Below are 17,289 nucleotides of genomic sequence, written 5' to 3' on the forward strand. Positions count from 1 at the left end.
AGTAAGCAGCACTAAAACTAAAGAAGATTTATTTCTCATTGAAAAAGATAAATTGGCAGGGAAATTAGATTCTTAATGAAATATTAAAATTAGATAGAAAGTTTAATATATATCCAATTTTCATATAAAATTTAAAAAAACCTGGTTGTTTTGTGAGAAAGATATAAGTTTCGCAGTTTTAGAAGGCGATATATTGAAAAGTTCTGGTTTCTTTTTGGACGCAGCCTAAGAAATCTTAGCCCTTGCTCTCCTCTCTAAAATTCCAAAATGAACATTGGAAACCTTCCAGAATCATCAAAATTTTCGAATTAGAAATGCCTTAGCTGTTTGTTATATAGGGGGTTGTGGGTAGTATTTCTTCTGGTGCTATTTCCAGTACTTCTCCGTTCTTTGCTATAATTAACGGACTTTTCTTATAACGTTTATATTCCACTAATTTTTGATATGTTTCCTCAAGTCCTGCAACTATTTTTTTGCGCTTCTCTTTTAATTCGGTTTTTCTATCCATTGTATTTTTTATTTAAATTATTCCAAATTTCTGCATTTCCAATTTCATCCTCATTCTTTGCACCTTCTGCAATAATTTGATAGGGTTCTCCTGAATTATCAATGAACATCCAATCGTCGACTAATTCTTTAAAGATAGTGAAAAAATTCTTTAGTCCATTCTCATATCTTCTACGAATTACATGTTCTGGGATATTATGTCCCCCTTCTTTTACCCTTGTCTCAACACGTTTTATAGCAAGATTCTGAGAACTTAGCCAAAAGAAAAGTAGGGTCACCGAAAAACCTTTTCTTTGTGCTTCTATAACAAAATTTTTATAGCTTCTGGTTGATAAAGTTGTTTCAAATGCAAAATCTTTTTCTGAATTAATTAGGGTTTTAATACTTTGCAGCATTAATCTCCCTGCCTGAATTCCTGCTCTCTCGGGATTAAAGGGCGATAATCCTTTAGCGATTTCGTCAGCGTTAATAAATTCATCACATCCTAAAATTTCAGGAAGAATAGTATAGGAAGCGGTCGTTTTTCCGGCTCCGTTGCATCCTGCTATGATATATAGTTTTTTCATTTACTCGATAATCAAGATTTGAATGCTCCGAGTTTGTTTATTCAAATCCCAGCAAATATAAATTAAATTTATCTTCGTTTACTTTTCTTGAATAATGGCCACTCATCACAATATATGTAGTACCTTTTTTGATGCATAATCACACAATTTCAACCTTATCAATCTCCTTCATCAACCTATCGGTTTCGGTGAGGGCGACTATTATTTTTTGGTAGTGCAGAATGTCCTCAAATTTTAATTCCCGGCCTTTGCGGTCTTTTAGCCATTTTTGCGCGGGTTGGTAACCGCCAATGTAAAATTCCCAGGCAATTTTGGGTACTTTATCAAAATATTGAGTGTCGTTTATCCAAACGCGGCCAAAGCCCCCCAGGCCCCCCTCTAATCCCCCCGAAGGGGGGAAGTTTCTCTCGACTGCGCTCTGGTTCTCGACTGCGCTCGAACTGACATTGGGGTTTAACTCAAAACCGGGGCTGGTTTTTGTGATTTTTCTGGTGATAATATTATCGCCGTCTACGGGATAGGTGGTAATAAAATCTTCGGTTTTTGGGCTTTCCAGTAAATGAATTTTGCGCAGTTCGCCGCCCAATGTTACCAACTGCCAAAACTCCTGCTGGTCTTTTGGAAAAGGCACCCGTGGAAAATCTATTTTTAAAAATTCTTTATAGGTTTCGCGGTAGGTGGGCGAATGTAAAACCGCGTAAATATAATCTAACAAATTAAGCGGCGTAAAATAGCTTTTAAAATCATCTCGAAGTTCGCTGCTTTCTGCAAAACAAACTTCGCCTTCTTGCGGTTCTTCGGGTAAAAACTCCAATCCCAAACTTTTTTCGATTTCCGCCAGGATTTCTTTGTTTAGATTGGGAATGCGTTCGGGTTTTGTTTCGGTGCTTTGTTGGTCGGTGGGTTCGGGGTAGAGGTAAAGTGGGGCTTGTTGTGGAATTCCCTTATAACTAAAATGATAGCGATTATCTATCATATTTTTTGATATTTGAATTGAAGTCCAATTTTCAGCTGTTGCTTGCCTTGAAAAAATTATTCCTACATTTTCCTCTATTAAATGGTGCATTACTTCAAATCTTGGATAACAATGAAAACCTTTTGAATTTCCGGTATAAAATGTCCATTTTGCATCAAATGGACGGTAACTTATTTGAACTAACTTACTTTGATCTGGATAATTTGAAATTAAATCCTCTTTAGCATATTTTATTTTCCAGTCTCTTACGTCTTTACCTAAATTGAATTTAAAACGAGCGACTTCATCATCTAAATTCAGAAATTCTTCAATAGTTTTTTTTAATTCATTTTTGTTATCGTGAATGGTGAATTTATCTCTCGCAGTAACGATGCCAACACTATTATTTACAAATAATTCATTAATCGAAAACCCTTCATTAAACTTTTCTTGTGCCTCAAAATCTTTTTGCACCATAAAATAATTGGGTGCTTTGTTGGGGAGTTCTACAAAAGGTATTTTGGCCAAATTATTTTCATTTAAAAACTGATACTTTTTATCTCTTTTTCCGAAGCAATCATAATGATAAACTTCGCCGAGCTCATTGGGTTTTTTCTTTCCGGTTTTTACCAAAATATTAATGGAAACGCCTTGTTGAATATCAAATACGTTTTCATCTTTCCCGCCATCGGGGGCGGTTTCTTTCTTTTTGGAATTTCCGTGCAGGTCTATGGTATAAATTTTATCGTAGGTTTTTAATAAATTCCACCGCATTCCCCGGAAAGTAGGGTTATCTAAAAATCCGTGCGGGTTAATAAAGGCCAAAATTCCTTCGCCATTCTTTTCGATGTAATGCTGGCCGTAACGCATAAATTTTACGTAATCGTCGTTGATCCATTTAGAATTCCGTTCTTTTAATTTTTCTTTTCCGCCGGGTTCTTTTTTATAATCTTCCATTAAATCCATTACCCATTTCCCTTTATTGGCACTTTCCCCAGAATACGGCGGATTCCCAATTACGCACATCACCGGCGTATCGCGTTTTATATGGTTGGCGTCGTTGGCTTCGGTACTTAACCAGTTAGAAAATAGGGTGCCGGTGTCTTTATGGTGTTCTTCCAAAGAATTGGTGAGGTAAACATTTAAGCGTTGGCCGCTGTTCTCTTTGTACCCGGTTTCGCGCAAAAGCATATCCAGTTTTAGGTGCGCCATCGCATAAGAAGCCATCAACAATTCAAAGCCGTTTAGCCGCGGAATTAAATGTTGCTCTACATAACCGCTCCACGCGCCCTGCATGGCCTTAAACTTTTTGCTGTAAATATAATTCACCACTTCGGCCAAAAATGTGCCCGTACCCGTGGCGGGGTCGAGAATTTGAACTTTATGAACTTCTTTTTCGGTTTGTTTATAGCCGGTGGCCGAACGTTTATCGGCTACATCGGTATTTACCTTTATTTTGGTTTTAGAGGTGTCGGCCAGGCCTTGTGGCAGGTTGAATTCTGTTTTTAACACATCATCTACCGCGCGCACTATAAATTTCACCACAGGCTCTGGCGTGTACCAAACTCCGCGTGCTTTTCTAAGTTTCGGGTCGTATTCTGCCAAAAAGGTTTCATAAAAATGAATAATGGCATCCTGGGTTTGGGTGCTTTTTCCGAAGTTTTTTAGCAGTTGCTCTACATTGGTCGCCCTAAAAACTTCGGCCAGGTTATCTACGGTGGGTTTTATACGTTCGTCAATATCGGGCCCGGCCACATAGCCAAACAATTTCCGTAGAAACGGATTTGATTTTGGGATAAGTTCGGCGGCTTCCTGCCGACTAAAATCTTGCAGCGTGGGGTCGTGTAAGCGGGCGGCGAACATTCCGTAGGCCAAAGTTTGCGCATAGATATCGGCAAAACCTTTGGGCGTTAAATCGTGGATAAGAATTTCTTTAAAGGTCTTGAATTGTCCTTGTAGAGAGGTGTTTTCTTGCGTTTTCTCATCGGAAGTGATAGCATTTTCCAAAATATTTTGCAGCAAGCGGGCTTTAGCGGCCATCATTTCGGCCAATTTTTTAGCCGATTTAATGGTTTGCCCAATAAAGCTGCAAAAGTTCCTGATTAGATTTTCAAACTGCTGAAAATTTTCAGGAAGCGGAATGATTTTTCCGTTTTCAATTTCGGCAATTTCAATTTCGTGGACTAACTCACCATTTTGGAAAAACTGAAACCATAAATAATCGGTAATAATTAAATTATCCAGGGCATTACGGTAACGTGTAAACTGTTCTTTATAAGTTTTGGAATTTAAGTCTTTGCCAACATCTTTTGCTTCAATATAGCCAATGGGGATTTTTCCGTTGGTCAAAACATAATCGGGGTTCCCACAGTCGGTTACATTTGCGGGTTCATTGGTAACATCAATATCAATTAAGATTGAACGTAGTAGATTCTCAAAGTCACCTCTATAAGAGTGTTCGCGGGAAATTCCAGAGGTGTAACGTGAATTTACGATCTCCAGGTAATTATGTATTGTCATTTATGTAAATGTTCAGGCTTTTGAAAAGAAAAGTGAAGATAAATTAAATAGCACACTTACGGAAATGTGCGCCACTTTTTTAACTAGACATTCAATTTTGACTTCAATAGATAGAAAGTATGTAAATTTTACGATACTATTTATTTTGTTTCAAAGATTTAGCGTTAAATCAGAAAATTAAATCTTACAAACTTATCCCAACCCCAATCTCGAGCTCTGAGGTATATTCCCGGGTTTTTAACGGGGTTTTACTGTCAAAATAATAGTCATAAATTACAAAAACCTTAAACCAGTTGGAGAGCGGGATATCTAAACGAAACTGCTCTAAAATCCTATAGTCTCCAAAATCATGATACAATGGCTGATAATAAAAAGTGTTCGCCACTGAAAATTTTTCAGATTCCGGAACGTAGGAAAGAGTTAGGTAAGTGCTGTTCCTATGGTTGTATTCCCTGGTATTTGCTTTATTACTATGTTCTACTTCATAGATGTAACTATTGCCCAGGTAGCCGGTGAAATTTTCTTCATCCATCCATTTAGCGCGCAATCCTGCACCTACTAAATTACGCTGCTCTACTACTAATAATTGATTGTACTGTCCCTGCACAAAAGACTCCAATCGCCATACTTGATTCATTTTATAATTAAACCTTCCATGTAAAAACCAGGAGTTTTGCAGGTTTTTAGCATCAGAATCTATTAATTTATAAGTTCCCAGGAAAAGGTATATTTTTCTCAAATCTTTAGATTTAAACTGGGTAGTTAGTGCTCCATCTATCTGGTTCACTTTAGTGCCATCGTTATTGGTATGGTTAAAAGCGAAATCGGCATTTAAAGCAAAACGAATAGAATCGGTTTGTAGTCGTTTTCCTTCAATGTTAACCAATTGTGCATTTGCTATGGTTGAAATAAGAAATAGAATGAGTATAAAATGTCTAAGCATATAATTGTATTAAGAAAGTAAATATAACCACTAATCTCACTTTTTTAAAATATGCTTTAATTTATGCTGAATTCTTAATTTTGATGAGGTAAAAAGTCGCTGCTTTCCCTTGCTATTTCTCCATTGAAATTAAAACCGTCTTTTCTTAATATTTAGCCAAACACTTTGTAATTTCGTTTTCGTAAATTTTAAAAGTAAAGATGTGTCCCTGGGTTTTCTAAATGAGAATGAAAAAATTTTTGACACCTTGTTTGAAGCTGCTTCAGAAGGTGTGATTGTGGTAAACGATCAACAAATAATAGTTAGTGCAAATCTGGCCACATTAAATATGTTTGGCTATCAAAAAAAAGATTTGCTGGGTAAAGACCTCAACATTCTAATCCCTATGAAGTATAAGCATAAACATCCTAAACATTTCAAGGGGTTTATGAAAGATGGGAAGAAGCGGCAAATGGGGCATGGAAAAGGAGAATTATATGGCGTAAAAAAAGATGGCACTCAGTTTCCTGTAGAAGCGGGGCTTAATCCATTTCAAATTGATGGAGAATCTTATGTAATGTCGCTTATTGTAGATATAAGTGCAAGAAAAGAACATCAAAAGCGCATTAAAGAATTGAATAATGAACTGGAGGGTAAGATTAAAGTTCGCACCCAGGAGCTGCGTCATACGGTAAAAAGTTTAGAAGAGGAGATCACTAAAAGAAGAGAAGCCGAAAAGCGAATTACACTAGCTCTTAAACAAGAAAAAGAGCTTAGCGAATTAAAAACCAGCTTTTTATCTTTAGTTTCTCACGAATTTAAAACCCCTTTAAGTGGGATTTTAACCTCGGCAACTTTGGCCGGTAAATACACAAAGGAGGAACAACAGGAGAAACGGGACAAACATTTAACCACAATAAAAAATAAAGTCCAGTACCTCAATAATATTCTAAATGATTTTCTTTCTTTAGAACGCCTGGAATCTGGCAATGTCAATTATAAATACACCGCCTTTAGCTTAAATAAACTGGTGAATGAAGTTATTTACAATGCGAATGTTACTTTAAAATACGGCCAGGAAATAGTATATAAAAAGGATATGGAAGATGTCATCCTCTATCAGGATGAAAGGATTTTAGAATTGGTACTTTCAAATTTAATAGGCAATTCCATAAAGTATTCACCAGAGGATTCCACTATTTACTTTAGAATATTTCCGAAGAAAAATAGGATTATTTTTGAAGTAGAAGACGAGGGAATTGGGATACCCAAAAAGGATCAAAAGAATATTTTTGAACGTTATTTTAGGGCAAAAAACGCCCTGCTTGACCAGGGTACCGGGATTGGATTAAATATTGTAAAGGTACACGTAGAAAATATGGGCGGTAGCATAGTTTTTGAAAGCGAAGAAAATAAAGGCTCAAAATTTACGGTAGAATTACCTAACCAGGATAGATAATTACCAAACGTAGTTGAAATTGAAAAAAGATTAGAATGAAAAAGATACTTTTAATTGAAGATGATGTGACCGTTCGTGAAAACACGGCAGAGTTGTTAGAATTATCAGATTACGAGGTGGTCGCCGCTGCCAATGGTAAACAAGGCCTGGAAAAAGCAAAAGTTGAATTGCCAGATATCATCGTTTGCGATATTATGATGCCCGAGTTAGACGGTTATGATGTGTTAACAAATCTTTCTAAGGATTCAAAAACCAGTAGTATTCCCTTTATCTTCCTTTCAGCAAAAACCGAACATAAAGATATTAGAAGGGGCATGGATCTTGGTGCAGACGATTATCTCACCAAACCTTTTGAAGAAGCCGAGTTGCTTAGCGCTATAGAAAGTCGTATTGCCAAGGTAGAGATACTTAAATCTCAAACTAAAGAACCCGAAGAGGACAAAGTGCAAAATCTTACGGCATTTAGGGAAATGATGCGTCAAAGGGAACGTGTACAGCATAAAGCAGGGGATGTAATCTATGAAGAAGGAAAATCTTCCCTACATTTTTATATGGTAGAGCGCGGAGTAATTAAAGCGCATAAATTTGATAGCCGCGGTAAAGAGATGATTACTGAAATTTATAAAGAGGGTGATTTCTTCGGAAATTTAAGTTTTAATAAGAGTTCTGTTTATGGCGAATATACCACAGCCATTGAAGATAGTTTGTTGTATGTGGCTTCTAAAGAAGATTTTGCCGAAATTTTAAAGCAAAACAGTAACATTGGGATGGAACTGCTGGAAGAAGTAAGCGATCATTTATTGGGGGTAAAAGAGCAACTTTTAGAAATAGCCTATGCTTCGGTGCGAAGAAAAACTGCCCGTACAATTTTACTTTTTGCCCATAAAATAAAGAAGAATCCACTGCATAGCATTAGGATCTCCCGCTCCGATCTTGCCGGGGTGGCAGGAATAGCTTCAGAAACTTTAATTAGAACCTTATCAGATTTTAAAAAAGAGGGTCTTATAGAAATTGAAGGTAGAAATGTGAAACTTATTGATGCCGAGAAACTTGAAAAAATAAGTTAAACCGCTTTTTTGCCATGAACTGATTTCTATCATATTTGTCTCGGGGCTTTCATCCTATTTTTACCGCAAAAATTAGATGATAGAGCTATGGCTATTAATATTTTGATTTTAACAGATTATTCGGGGCATTCGCTAAATGCGGCGAGATATGCTCTTAATTTATCTAAATCTGCTTCAAATTTTTATATTTTAAATTCAGGTAGTACAGAAACAAAATTGATGGATCGCTTTATCCATAAGCTCTCTCAGGGAAATAATAGGGCTGCTAAACATAAATTTTGTCCTAATTTTAGCAACGATAACCTTATAGATGCTACCAGGAAAATAGTTGCCGAGAAAAATATAGACTTAATAGTTATGGGAGCCTCGGGCAAAAGTTCATCTAGAATAAAAGGTTTGGGCAATAATACTTACAACGTTATAAGGAAGGTGAAATGCCCGGTTTTGACAGTTGCAGAGAACCAGGAGTTTAAGCCCTGGGAAAATTTACTCTTTCCTATAGATTATGGAGTGATGTTACACGGCGAAACCCTTGGTGTTTTTAAAAAACTTCCGCTGTTAAAGCTTTCGGTTTTTAATGTTTGGGAAATTAATGCCGCCGATAAGCAAAAACTAAACTCCTATCGAAATGAGATCAATTCAAAACTGAGTCCGCAGGCTGTTAACTTCAGTGAAATAGAGGTTGCCGATCAATTAGGGGGACAGTTTTGGAAAAAGGCCAAAACCAATGCCAATCTCGTTGTTTTAATGGCGAGGAATTTAAAAGTTTCAGAAGAATTATTGCTACATCCACCGGTTTCAGGAAAAGACGATAATAGCAGGCCACCGGTGCTTATATTACACGGTTAAGAACAGCTTTAGTTTTAGAAATTCCAGGCATTCGTAAGAACTTGCAATATTACGAGGCTACCGTAGCGCTATTTGTCCTATATAGCAAAAAACGTACTAAGAATACGAATTATTTACTGGAGCGCGCTTCGTACATTTTTAAGTATAGATTCGAAGACATTTTACGGGCGTTGGTCTTAGCGCGTTGGGCCTTTTCACCTTCGTAAAGTTCATCTATTGTTTCAAACCACATATTTAACCACACTCCAAAATGATAAGAGCTTATTTGTTCATTATTGCGTTGATCTACTTCTATATGCGCTATTTTAGGATTGCCGTAGTAGATAGCTTTTCCAAATAAATGACTCTCCCAAAAGTCGGTTAATTTATTTAAATGTTCATCCCAATCTTTAATTACCTCATTGAAGAAATAACCAATTTCTGGATTTTTCCTTACTTTTTTGTAGAAACTGGAAACCAGCCTATATACGTCTTCCCTATTTTGTAAATCTTGCTTTTGCATTAAAAAATGTTTAAAAGAATAAATATAGTGGAAACTACCAGGCTTAATATAAGTGTATTGAGTATAATTTTTGGTCTAAGCTGTAATAAAACTACTGCGTTGAATCCCATACACACGCTTACCACCAAAAAAAGTTCGAACATATACAAAAAGCTATGCCCGCTCTCAAGAATAAACATCGCAGCGACAGAGCCAAGACAGCTGGATGCGATAATTCCTATCGTAGAATGCCCCAGACTCATCTTTTCAAAGTCTGACAATATATTTTTATAAAGTTTCATGATGCCTAGTTTTTCATTTAAAAATCTTTGTAAAATTATTGAAAAACTGCAGGCGGTTTTATGACCTCAATCATAAACAAAAAGTGGCTGTCTCAAAAGTAAAATCCTTGCAATGACAAGTCAAAGTGCTTTTTAGATAGTCACTTATTCTTAAAATATTATCGTTTTTACTTAATTAAAACAGTTAAATGCATGCTTCATAAAATCTTGATGGGCTATAGAAATAAGAAGTAGGACTTTATGTAAGGTTTACGAAGATGACATCCTTAGGATTTATATAATGTTAGGTTTGAATATTCAGGTTAAAATTGATTTCAATTTCTTCTTCCAATACAATAAGACCAAATATTTTACTGGGTGCTTCCAGATTAAAATCTTTAATGTTGAGCTGTAGATTGCCTTTAAAGCGAAGTTGATTTTCCCATGAAACTTCTATGGGAAATTTATAATCGTTTTCTATCCCGGCGATGGTAAAACTTAAGGTAACCACGGCATCTTCACCGCGACTCATATCTATTTTTTTTACCGTTAAAAAAATTGCCGGATATTCTTCTGTTTTGAGAAGTTTGTGGAAGTCTTTATTTATTTTCCTGTTTCCGCAGTCAAAATATTTGTTTTCCAAGGGAAGTACACTGTTTTTAAAATGAAGAACACGGTCCTTATCTGTATAATGTACCTCAAAAGCTTGCTTTTTGAAACTCAGTACATTAAAATCACAATCGAAAGTATTGATATTGGTAGTTCCTGAAATACTTAGGCTACTATTGGGTAAAATTGTAACCTCCCGGGTTTGTATATTTTGTGCCTGGACCGAAAGTCCCAGGGTGAAAAACAGCAATATGTTAAAAATGGTCTTCATATATTTCTAATTTTAAATCCTCTACGTAAAGAAGAATAAAAAATAGCTTTACAATCGTAATTTCTAAGCTAAAAAATGAGTTTGATAAGAAAAAAAGCCCCGGCAAATATCTTTTGGATACTAACCGGGGCTCATCACTCACTTAAAAACTAATCGCTGCTTCAAGCATAAGTCCTTCAAAGTTTCCTTCGTGTAGAATTGTTCCTGGGTTAAAGCCGTTGTAGTCCTGTGTTACATACTCTACTTTGGCCAATACATTTTTGGTTAAGAACCAACCTGCACTTACCTGATATCTGGTAATGTCTATATCGTTCCCACCTATCTCAGTTCCTTCAACAGTGTTATATCTACCGCCTATGAAGAAATTTTCATTATTTCCAAACCTGTAAACAAGATCTGCTGCAATTTGGTCAAAATCCCTATCGCTGGCTTCATCGGTGGCTTTTCCACTAGCTCTTTCATAAGTTCCGAAGAATTCTAAACCTTTATACTTTACAAAAGGGTTAATCATAAAAGAAGTAAGTTCGTTTCTAAGGTTGGGGTTGTAACGTCCAGACCTAAAGTTTCCACTTGAAGTTGCTTCTGGGTTTTCCAAAACCATATAATATCTCGATCCTGCTCTATCCCCGGCATAAAGATAAGCGTTGGCAGATTTACCTGTGTGGTAAAGAGATCCTGTTAATCTCACCCTTAAATCTTCAGCCACATAATTGTCATAGCCTATTTTGGCAAGGAATGAGGCTTCAGTAGTTCCCGGGTTATCTACGGCCTGGTTTAATTTTCCATTAGACAATCCAAGCATTCCTAAAAATCCACGGTCACGGTAGTAAACCTCTGCACCAACTTCTGTAGTGAAAGCATCCATTATATAGTTACCAACAAATGGGTTATGCATAGCCTGGGCGTTGTCTGATCTTCTAAAGTGCGCATCACCATAGTTGTTTTCCATATGTCCTATTTTTAAGGTCACTTTTTTCATAAGATCTTCCAGGAAGCCTTCTTTTACAAACTCCAATTTATCTACCTGAATGTACCCGCCTTTTACATAAGGTTCTGGGTGGTGACGAGAAGATAAATAAGTCCTAAGGTGCATTCTTAAACCGTCATATAAAACCACGTCCAGGTCTAAGTTGGCCGTTGCCAGGTTAAAGTTATCGCCAATTTCTTTTAAGGGTTGGCCAGAGTTTTCGTGATCTATGGCCTGAAATTGAATAGTAGATGAACCACCAATTCTCACATGCACGCCATCGAAATCTGTAAGGGTATCTTTTGGCGCTTCAAACACATTAATGCCGCGTTTGTCTGGAAGCCTGTAGTTATCCAGGTCCCTGTCCTGAGCTTGGATTTGTAAACCAAAGAGAACAAATGCAATTAAGCCGAGATATTTGATTGAATTTTTCATAGTTACGATTTTTAAAATTGAATAATTATTTAGTGAATGATGAATTAAATTTTACAGTTACTTCCTCACCGGTTTTAATGGTGCCAAACATAGCTGTTGGAGGATCTACCTTATAGTGGGTCATATTAATTTTTTGTTCCCCATTTATTTTAAGTTTATTTCCCTTTACAGTAGCCGTGAAGCTAACCGGAACCTGTTTGCTTACGCCGGCAATTTTTAGACTAGCCAAACCTTCTACGGTATAGGAGTTATTAGCACCGGCTGAGATGTTTTTGACTTTATCGAGGCTAAATTCAATATTTTTATGCTTTTTAGTATCCAGTGCTTTATAGGCATTTTTATTCATTCCGCCTTTTCCACTATCCAGGCTCTCTGCAAGCACGCTAACTTGAAGCTTGCTAATTTCAGTTAACTTGCCATCTTGCATTTTGAGTATGGCCATCCCCTGCTTGGAGTCTGTTTTCATTTCCCAATCGTGGATATTTGAGGTTCCTTCAACAATTATTTCTGAAGAAGGATCCATTTTGAAATTTTGAGCAAAAAGACTTCCAGTGGTGAAGAGCATAAAAATCACTCCGGTAAACAGTACTTTGTATGATTTAAAAAAGTTCATAATATTAGGTTTTTAAGTTTGGTACAAAGATGGGGAATGAATGCTGAGTTATTTATGAGGAAAATCAGGTTTACTGAAGTTTTTTTAACGATAAATTATGATTGTGTTATTTGTATTCTGCTGTTTATTAGTAGGTTGTGATTAATATAACGTTTTCGTAGAGCCAAATTAAGTCTAAATAAGCTTATTGATTTTTGGGTAAATTAGACCTTATGATTGGTAAGAAACAGGCTTAAAAATTAGAAGCCAATAATTAATATCACTTTAGAAAAAACTAAGGCTATTCTTTTTGGTATATAAAATCATGAAGACAGCTAGAGCCAAAAAATGGAGATTACTTGGCTTTGGAGAATGGTAAAAGCCCATATCCAAGACAGGAGAGGATTAGTATTGATATATCTGTACAAAGTATAGCTTTTTGATTTGCTCCAAGTAAAGATTACCGAAAAGCTCAAAACGATCAGTTAGTAATAAAGCTCGTCTGTTTTTAGGTTTAGAAATCGGGAAGTAGCGAAGTACGTGCTAAGCCAGGTGATGATGATGCCTATAAGAAATACTCCTAGAAAGAGACCTACCAGCAGGTTAACATCAGCCGTTAGCTGAAGTTGGGGAAAACTGTTATCCAGGTAGAAAAGCATCGCTGCCATCCCAATTAAGGCAAGAACAGCGCCAATAATGCCCAGTTTAATGCTTTGCCAAATAAAAGGGCGACGTATAAAGCCTTTTGTGGCGCCCACCATTTGCATGGTTTTGATGATAAATCGCTTAGAATAAACCGAAAGTCTTATGGAGCTGTTAATAAGCAGTACAGCAATAAATGTAAAGACTCCGCTGGCAATAAGTACCCAAAAGCTAATTTTTTGTACGTTTTCGTTTAAAAGTGCAATTAAAGGTTTGTCATACACCACCTCATCTACAAAGCCTTTTTCAGTGAGGTCTGTCGCGATTTTATCTACCTGCTCACCAGAAACAAAATCGGCGTTCATATAAACATCTATGGAGTTTTGCAGCGGATTGTAACCTAAGAAGTCCATAAAATCTTCCCCAATCTCCTCGCTGTGCTTTTTGGCCGCTTCTTCTTTAGAGACATAGTTGGTAGATTTAGTATAATCTGCCATCGCGAGGCTTTTCTTAAGCTGTTCGATCTCTACTTCCTTAGCCGAATCTTCCAAATAAACGGTAAGGGCAATTTGCTCCTTAAAGTGATCGGCTACTTTTTTAGTATTTAAAACCAATAATCCCAACATTCCCAATAAAAAAAGTACTAAAGCAATACTAATCACTACCGAGAAATAGGACGATATCAACCGGCGTTTTTGGTACTTTTCAAAAGATGTGCTCATAGGGCGACCTTAGATTTTTTGTAAAAATAAAAAAGATAATCTTGCAATATGTTTAAAACGTCTAAAGTTTAAAAAAATTAGCGAACTCAGTAATTTTTCAGCACCTAAAACCTTATTTAATTCCCATTATTTTTGAAACAGCGTGGAGTGCTGCTAGTTCAACATGGAAAAACGCCAGTAGCAAAATTGAATTCATTAATTTTATGCTTCAAAATTGGATACTATGGAAATTTTAATCTTCGGAAGTGGGGGTGTGGGTGGTTATTTTGGCGGAAAACTCGCCAATGCAGGTTTTGATGTAACAATGATCGCCCGTGGAAAACACCTGGAAGCAATTAAGGAAAATGGACTCGAAGTAGAGAGCATTAATGGAAATTTTAAAGTGCAGCCAAAGTTAGTGACCAGCGATTTGGCAGAAGTGCCTACGCCAGACCTTATAATCCTGGGCGTGAAATCCTGGCAGCTTAAAAACGTAGCGCTTCAGTTGAAACCCATTATTACTTCAGAAACAATGATTTTACCCTTGCAAAACGGTGCTAATAATGCAGAAGAGCTTTTGGAAATCTTTCCGAAGAAAAATATACTGGCAGGACTTTGCCATCTTATCTCTTTTATGGAAAAACCCGGTAAGATAAAACACGTTGCTTTTGATCCCCGTATAACTTTTGGCGAGGTAGATAATTCTAAAACTAAAAGGATAGAAGCTCTTAAAACTATTTTTGACAAAGCTGAAATCACTAATAATAATCCGGAAAATATCCAGGTGGAAATCTGGAAAAAATTCTTGTTTATTGCCACAATAAGTGGGATTGGTGGTTTAACACGGGTTTCAATCGATAAAATAAGGGAGCGGGAATATTTGTTTGAACTTATGCAAAAAACCGCTAGTGAAATTAAGGCAGTGGCCAATGCAAAGGGAATTCCTATAGAAGAAAAACACCTCAATCAAACCTTTGAAATTATTAAAAATCAAGCTGAAGATACTACTGCTTCTACCCAACGGGACATTATGGCCGGCAAAGCCTCAGAATTAGAGAATTTTAATGGGTTTATTGTAAAAGAAGGCGAAAAACTAAAAGTGCCTACTCCTGTAAATAAAATGCTTTATGAGCTTTTATTGCCTATGGAGCGAGAAGCAAGGAAAAAGTAATAAACTACCACGTGGTATTATAAAAGAGGCTTATTTTGATTTCGAGGCATCACGGTAGCTATCGGGACGGAGCATTTAAATCTCGATTATCGAGTAAAAATGCCGGCATCTGGGGGGAAGCGTTTTAACCCTACTCAATTCGCTACAGTACCCAGATGCGGCATTCTTTTTATTAATGGTAAATCTTTCACAATTTCCATAAATGCGGATTCTTGTGAACATCAAATCTTTCCCGCAACTCTTTAAAGCGTTGTTTAATGCTGTTTTAATTCGTCTTCTAATTTACTTCAAAAGTAAGTCTTCGAAACTGATAAAAAATACGGTTTTCCGTAATCCAAGGTTTTATTTTTCCTGTCATGTCTTCAGAAAGAATAATGTTGCTTCTGCATTTAAATTCATATTTTCCAGTAGAAATTATATTAGAAGTATAAATAGTTAATCAGAAAAATTAAAATTATAGTCGGAATTCTTTTTAGTATGTTAATAAAAGTGATTCATAGATAGGTTTATGTGTGGTGAATTGCATAGGGGTTAGTGTTTTCTTAATAATGAATAAATTTTTGGATTACTTGCTTAAATAGCGTATTATCTTTCGGTTTGAAAATTAAATTATTTTGAAATTAAAGGAGGATCTGTGGGCTTCTTTTATAGACTAGAAGTGGCGCATAGAAAAAACCGGTCGGGAACTAAATTTTTCAAACAATTGCTATAGAAAAATTGAAAATGGAATTAGTTACTTCCCGATAACTATTAATTAAATATTTAAGATTTATGAATAACAAACGTATTGGTATTATTGGATCTGGACCTAGTGGTTTAGCACAACTTCGTGCTTTTGAAGCCCTTAAGGATAAGGGAGTTGATGTGCCAGAGATTGTATGTTTTGAGAAACAGAGTAATTGGGGTGGTATGTGGAACTATACCTGGAGAACAGGGGTAGGAAAATATGGAGAGCCCATTCACGGTAGCATGTATAAATATCTTTGGTCTAACGGGCCTAAGGAGTGTCTGGAATTCTCAGATTATTCTTTCGATGAGCATTTTGAAAAGCCCATTTCATCATACCCGCCGCGACCTGTATTATTCGATTATATTCAGGGGCGTATTAAGAAGAGCAAGGCACGTGATTATATTAGGTTTGACACCACTGCAAGATGGGTAGAATATAACGAGGAGACAAAAAAGTTTACCGTGCATTTAGACGATTTAAAAATTGACAAAACCTATTCTGAAGAATTTGATTACCTGGTAGTGGCTTCGGGGCATTTCTCTACTCCAAATATGCCTTATTTTAAGGGAATAGAGAATTTTCCGGGGAATGTAATTCACGCCCATGATTTTAGAGGAGCAGATCAATTTAAGGATCAAAACCTATTGCTCATAGGAAGTAGTTATTCTGCAGAAGATATTGGAGTGCAATGTTATAAACATGGAGCCAATTCTGTAACCCTTAGTTATCGCAGCAATCCCATTGGTGTGGACTGGCCAGAAGGAATCAAAGAATTGCCATTATTAACGCATTTTGAAGAAGATACCGCCTTTTTTAAAGATGGTACTACAGAGAAATATGATGCAGTAATTATGTGTACCGGGTATCAACATAAATTTCCGTTTCTACCCGATGAGCTGCGGTTAAAAACCAAAAATAATCTTTATCCCGATCAACTTTATAAGGGAATTTTCTACAATGATTTACCGGAGTTGATTTATTTAGGTATGCAAGATCAATATTATACGTTTAATATGTTCGATACCCAGGCCTGGGCTGCGCGTGACTATATTATGGGAAAATTAGACCTGCCTACAAAAGCTGAACGACGTGTAGATATGGACAAGTGGTTGGAGCGTAATGAGGCTTTAGAAACCGGTGCAGACCACGTAGATTTTCAAACAGATTACATTAAAGACCTCTTATCGCTGTCTGATTATCCCGATTTTAACGTGGATAAGGTTTCAGAAATTTTCAAACAGTGGTTGCGGGATAAAGAAGAGAATATTCTTACCTATCGCGATAAAACCTATAAAAGTGTGGTTACCGGAACTATGGCAGCCGATCACCATACCGACTGGATGGATGAACTGGATGATAGTAAGGAACGTTACCTCTTTGAAGAAGAAGTGAAGGAAGAAGAGGAGTTTGTTTCAGACAGATTGTAAAGTTTTAAACTCCAAACAATAAAGCCGCGATATATGCTCCATGTCGCGGTTTTTTTATCGGTAATTCTTGGAAAAGTGCAAAGCAGTTCGAAATAAAAAGAAGATATTTGCAACCTGAAACGCCGAACCTCTTTCGG

Annotated in this window: 15 protein-coding genes; 5 read left to right on the forward strand and 10 right to left on the reverse strand. The window is 36.5% G+C overall.

Annotated elements, in window-relative coordinates; genetic code table 11:
• Positions 1 to 319: 319 nt before the first annotated feature.
• The 4 genes from BUA71_RS05035 to BUA71_RS05050 form a co-directional block, all read right to left on the reverse strand.
• Complete coding sequence (locus BUA71_RS05035; RefSeq protein WP_072877366.1) at positions 320 to 508, reverse strand: hypothetical protein; 189 nt, start codon at positions 506 to 508, stop codon at positions 320 to 322.
• Entirely contained in the window at positions 501 to 1,073 is a 573-nt protein-coding gene (locus BUA71_RS05040; protein ID WP_072877368.1) for an ATPase, read from the reverse strand. Before BUA71_RS05040 ends, BUA71_RS05035 begins: the two co-directional genes overlap by 8 nt.
• 139 nt (positions 1,074 to 1,212) lie before the next feature.
• On the reverse strand, positions 1,213 to 4,548 hold the full coding sequence (locus tag BUA71_RS05045) for a type ISP restriction/modification enzyme (RefSeq protein ID WP_072877370.1): 3,336 nt from the start codon (positions 4,546 to 4,548) through the stop codon (positions 1,213 to 1,215).
• Positions 4,549 to 4,732: 184 nt separating this feature from the next.
• Positions 4,733 to 5,491 (reverse strand): DUF481 domain-containing protein, encoded by a 759-nt coding sequence (locus tag BUA71_RS05050; protein WP_072877372.1) that lies wholly within the window; start codon positions 5,489 to 5,491, stop codon positions 4,733 to 4,735.
• Between the two features lie 202 nt (positions 5,492 to 5,693).
• Here BUA71_RS05050 and BUA71_RS05055 point away from each other — a divergent pair, with 202 nt between their 5' ends.
• The 3 genes from BUA71_RS05055 to BUA71_RS05065 all read left to right on the forward strand — a co-directional run bounded on the left by BUA71_RS05055 (position 5,694) and on the right by BUA71_RS05065 (position 8,845).
• A complete protein-coding gene (locus tag BUA71_RS05055; RefSeq protein WP_139277062.1) occupies positions 5,694 to 6,929 on the forward strand; it encodes a PAS domain-containing sensor histidine kinase in 1,236 nt (411 codons plus the stop codon).
• Positions 6,930 to 6,964: 35 nt separating this feature from the next.
• Positions 6,965 to 7,996, forward strand: coding sequence for a response regulator (locus BUA71_RS05060; protein WP_072877374.1), 1,032 nt, complete (start codon positions 6,965 to 6,967; stop codon positions 7,994 to 7,996).
• 87 nt (positions 7,997 to 8,083) lie between these two features.
• Complete coding sequence (locus BUA71_RS05065; protein WP_072877376.1) at positions 8,084 to 8,845, forward strand: universal stress protein; 762 nt, start codon at positions 8,084 to 8,086, stop codon at positions 8,843 to 8,845.
• 109 nt (positions 8,846 to 8,954) lie between these two features.
• On the opposite strand, the gene BUA71_RS05070 is transcribed toward BUA71_RS05065, so the two are convergent.
• From BUA71_RS05070 to BUA71_RS05095, 6 genes are all read right to left on the reverse strand, one after another.
• Positions 8,955 to 9,347, reverse strand: coding sequence for a group III truncated hemoglobin (locus BUA71_RS05070; protein WP_072877378.1), 393 nt, complete (start codon positions 9,345 to 9,347; stop codon positions 8,955 to 8,957).
• Positions 9,347 to 9,628, reverse strand: a complete 282-nt coding sequence (locus BUA71_RS05075) for a hypothetical protein (RefSeq protein ID WP_072877380.1) — start codon at positions 9,626 to 9,628, stop codon at positions 9,347 to 9,349. The genes BUA71_RS05070 and BUA71_RS05075 overlap by 1 nt, the downstream gene beginning before the upstream one ends.
• A 283-nt stretch (positions 9,629 to 9,911) precedes the next feature.
• A complete protein-coding gene (locus BUA71_RS05080; protein ID WP_072877387.1) occupies positions 9,912 to 10,487 on the reverse strand; it encodes a YceI family protein in 576 nt (191 codons plus the stop codon).
• 142 nt (positions 10,488 to 10,629) lie between these two features.
• Positions 10,630 to 11,889, reverse strand: a complete 1,260-nt coding sequence (locus tag BUA71_RS05085) for a hypothetical protein (RefSeq protein WP_072877389.1) — start codon at positions 11,887 to 11,889, stop codon at positions 10,630 to 10,632.
• A gap of 25 nt (positions 11,890 to 11,914) precedes the next feature.
• A complete protein-coding gene (locus BUA71_RS05090; protein WP_072877391.1) occupies positions 11,915 to 12,502 on the reverse strand; it encodes a YceI family protein in 588 nt (195 codons plus the stop codon).
• Between the two features lie 464 nt (positions 12,503 to 12,966).
• Positions 12,967 to 13,845 (reverse strand): cell division protein FtsX, encoded by an 879-nt coding sequence (locus tag BUA71_RS05095; protein WP_072877393.1) that lies wholly within the window; start codon positions 13,843 to 13,845, stop codon positions 12,967 to 12,969.
• 223 nt (positions 13,846 to 14,068) lie between these two features.
• On the opposite strand from BUA71_RS05095, the gene BUA71_RS05100 reads away from it, so the two are divergent.
• Positions 14,069 to 14,995 (forward strand): ketopantoate reductase family protein, encoded by a 927-nt coding sequence (locus BUA71_RS05100; protein ID WP_072877395.1) that lies wholly within the window; start codon positions 14,069 to 14,071, stop codon positions 14,993 to 14,995.
• Between the two features lie 771 nt (positions 14,996 to 15,766).
• Positions 15,767 to 17,152, forward strand: coding sequence for an NAD(P)-binding domain-containing protein (locus BUA71_RS05105; RefSeq protein ID WP_072877397.1), 1,386 nt, complete (start codon positions 15,767 to 15,769; stop codon positions 17,150 to 17,152).
• Positions 17,153 to 17,289: the final 137 nt, after the last annotated feature.

It is taken from the genome of Salegentibacter echinorum (assembly GCF_900129445.1).
In the GTDB taxonomy this organism is placed as follows: Bacteria; Bacteroidota; Bacteroidia; order Flavobacteriales; family Flavobacteriaceae; genus Salegentibacter; species Salegentibacter echinorum.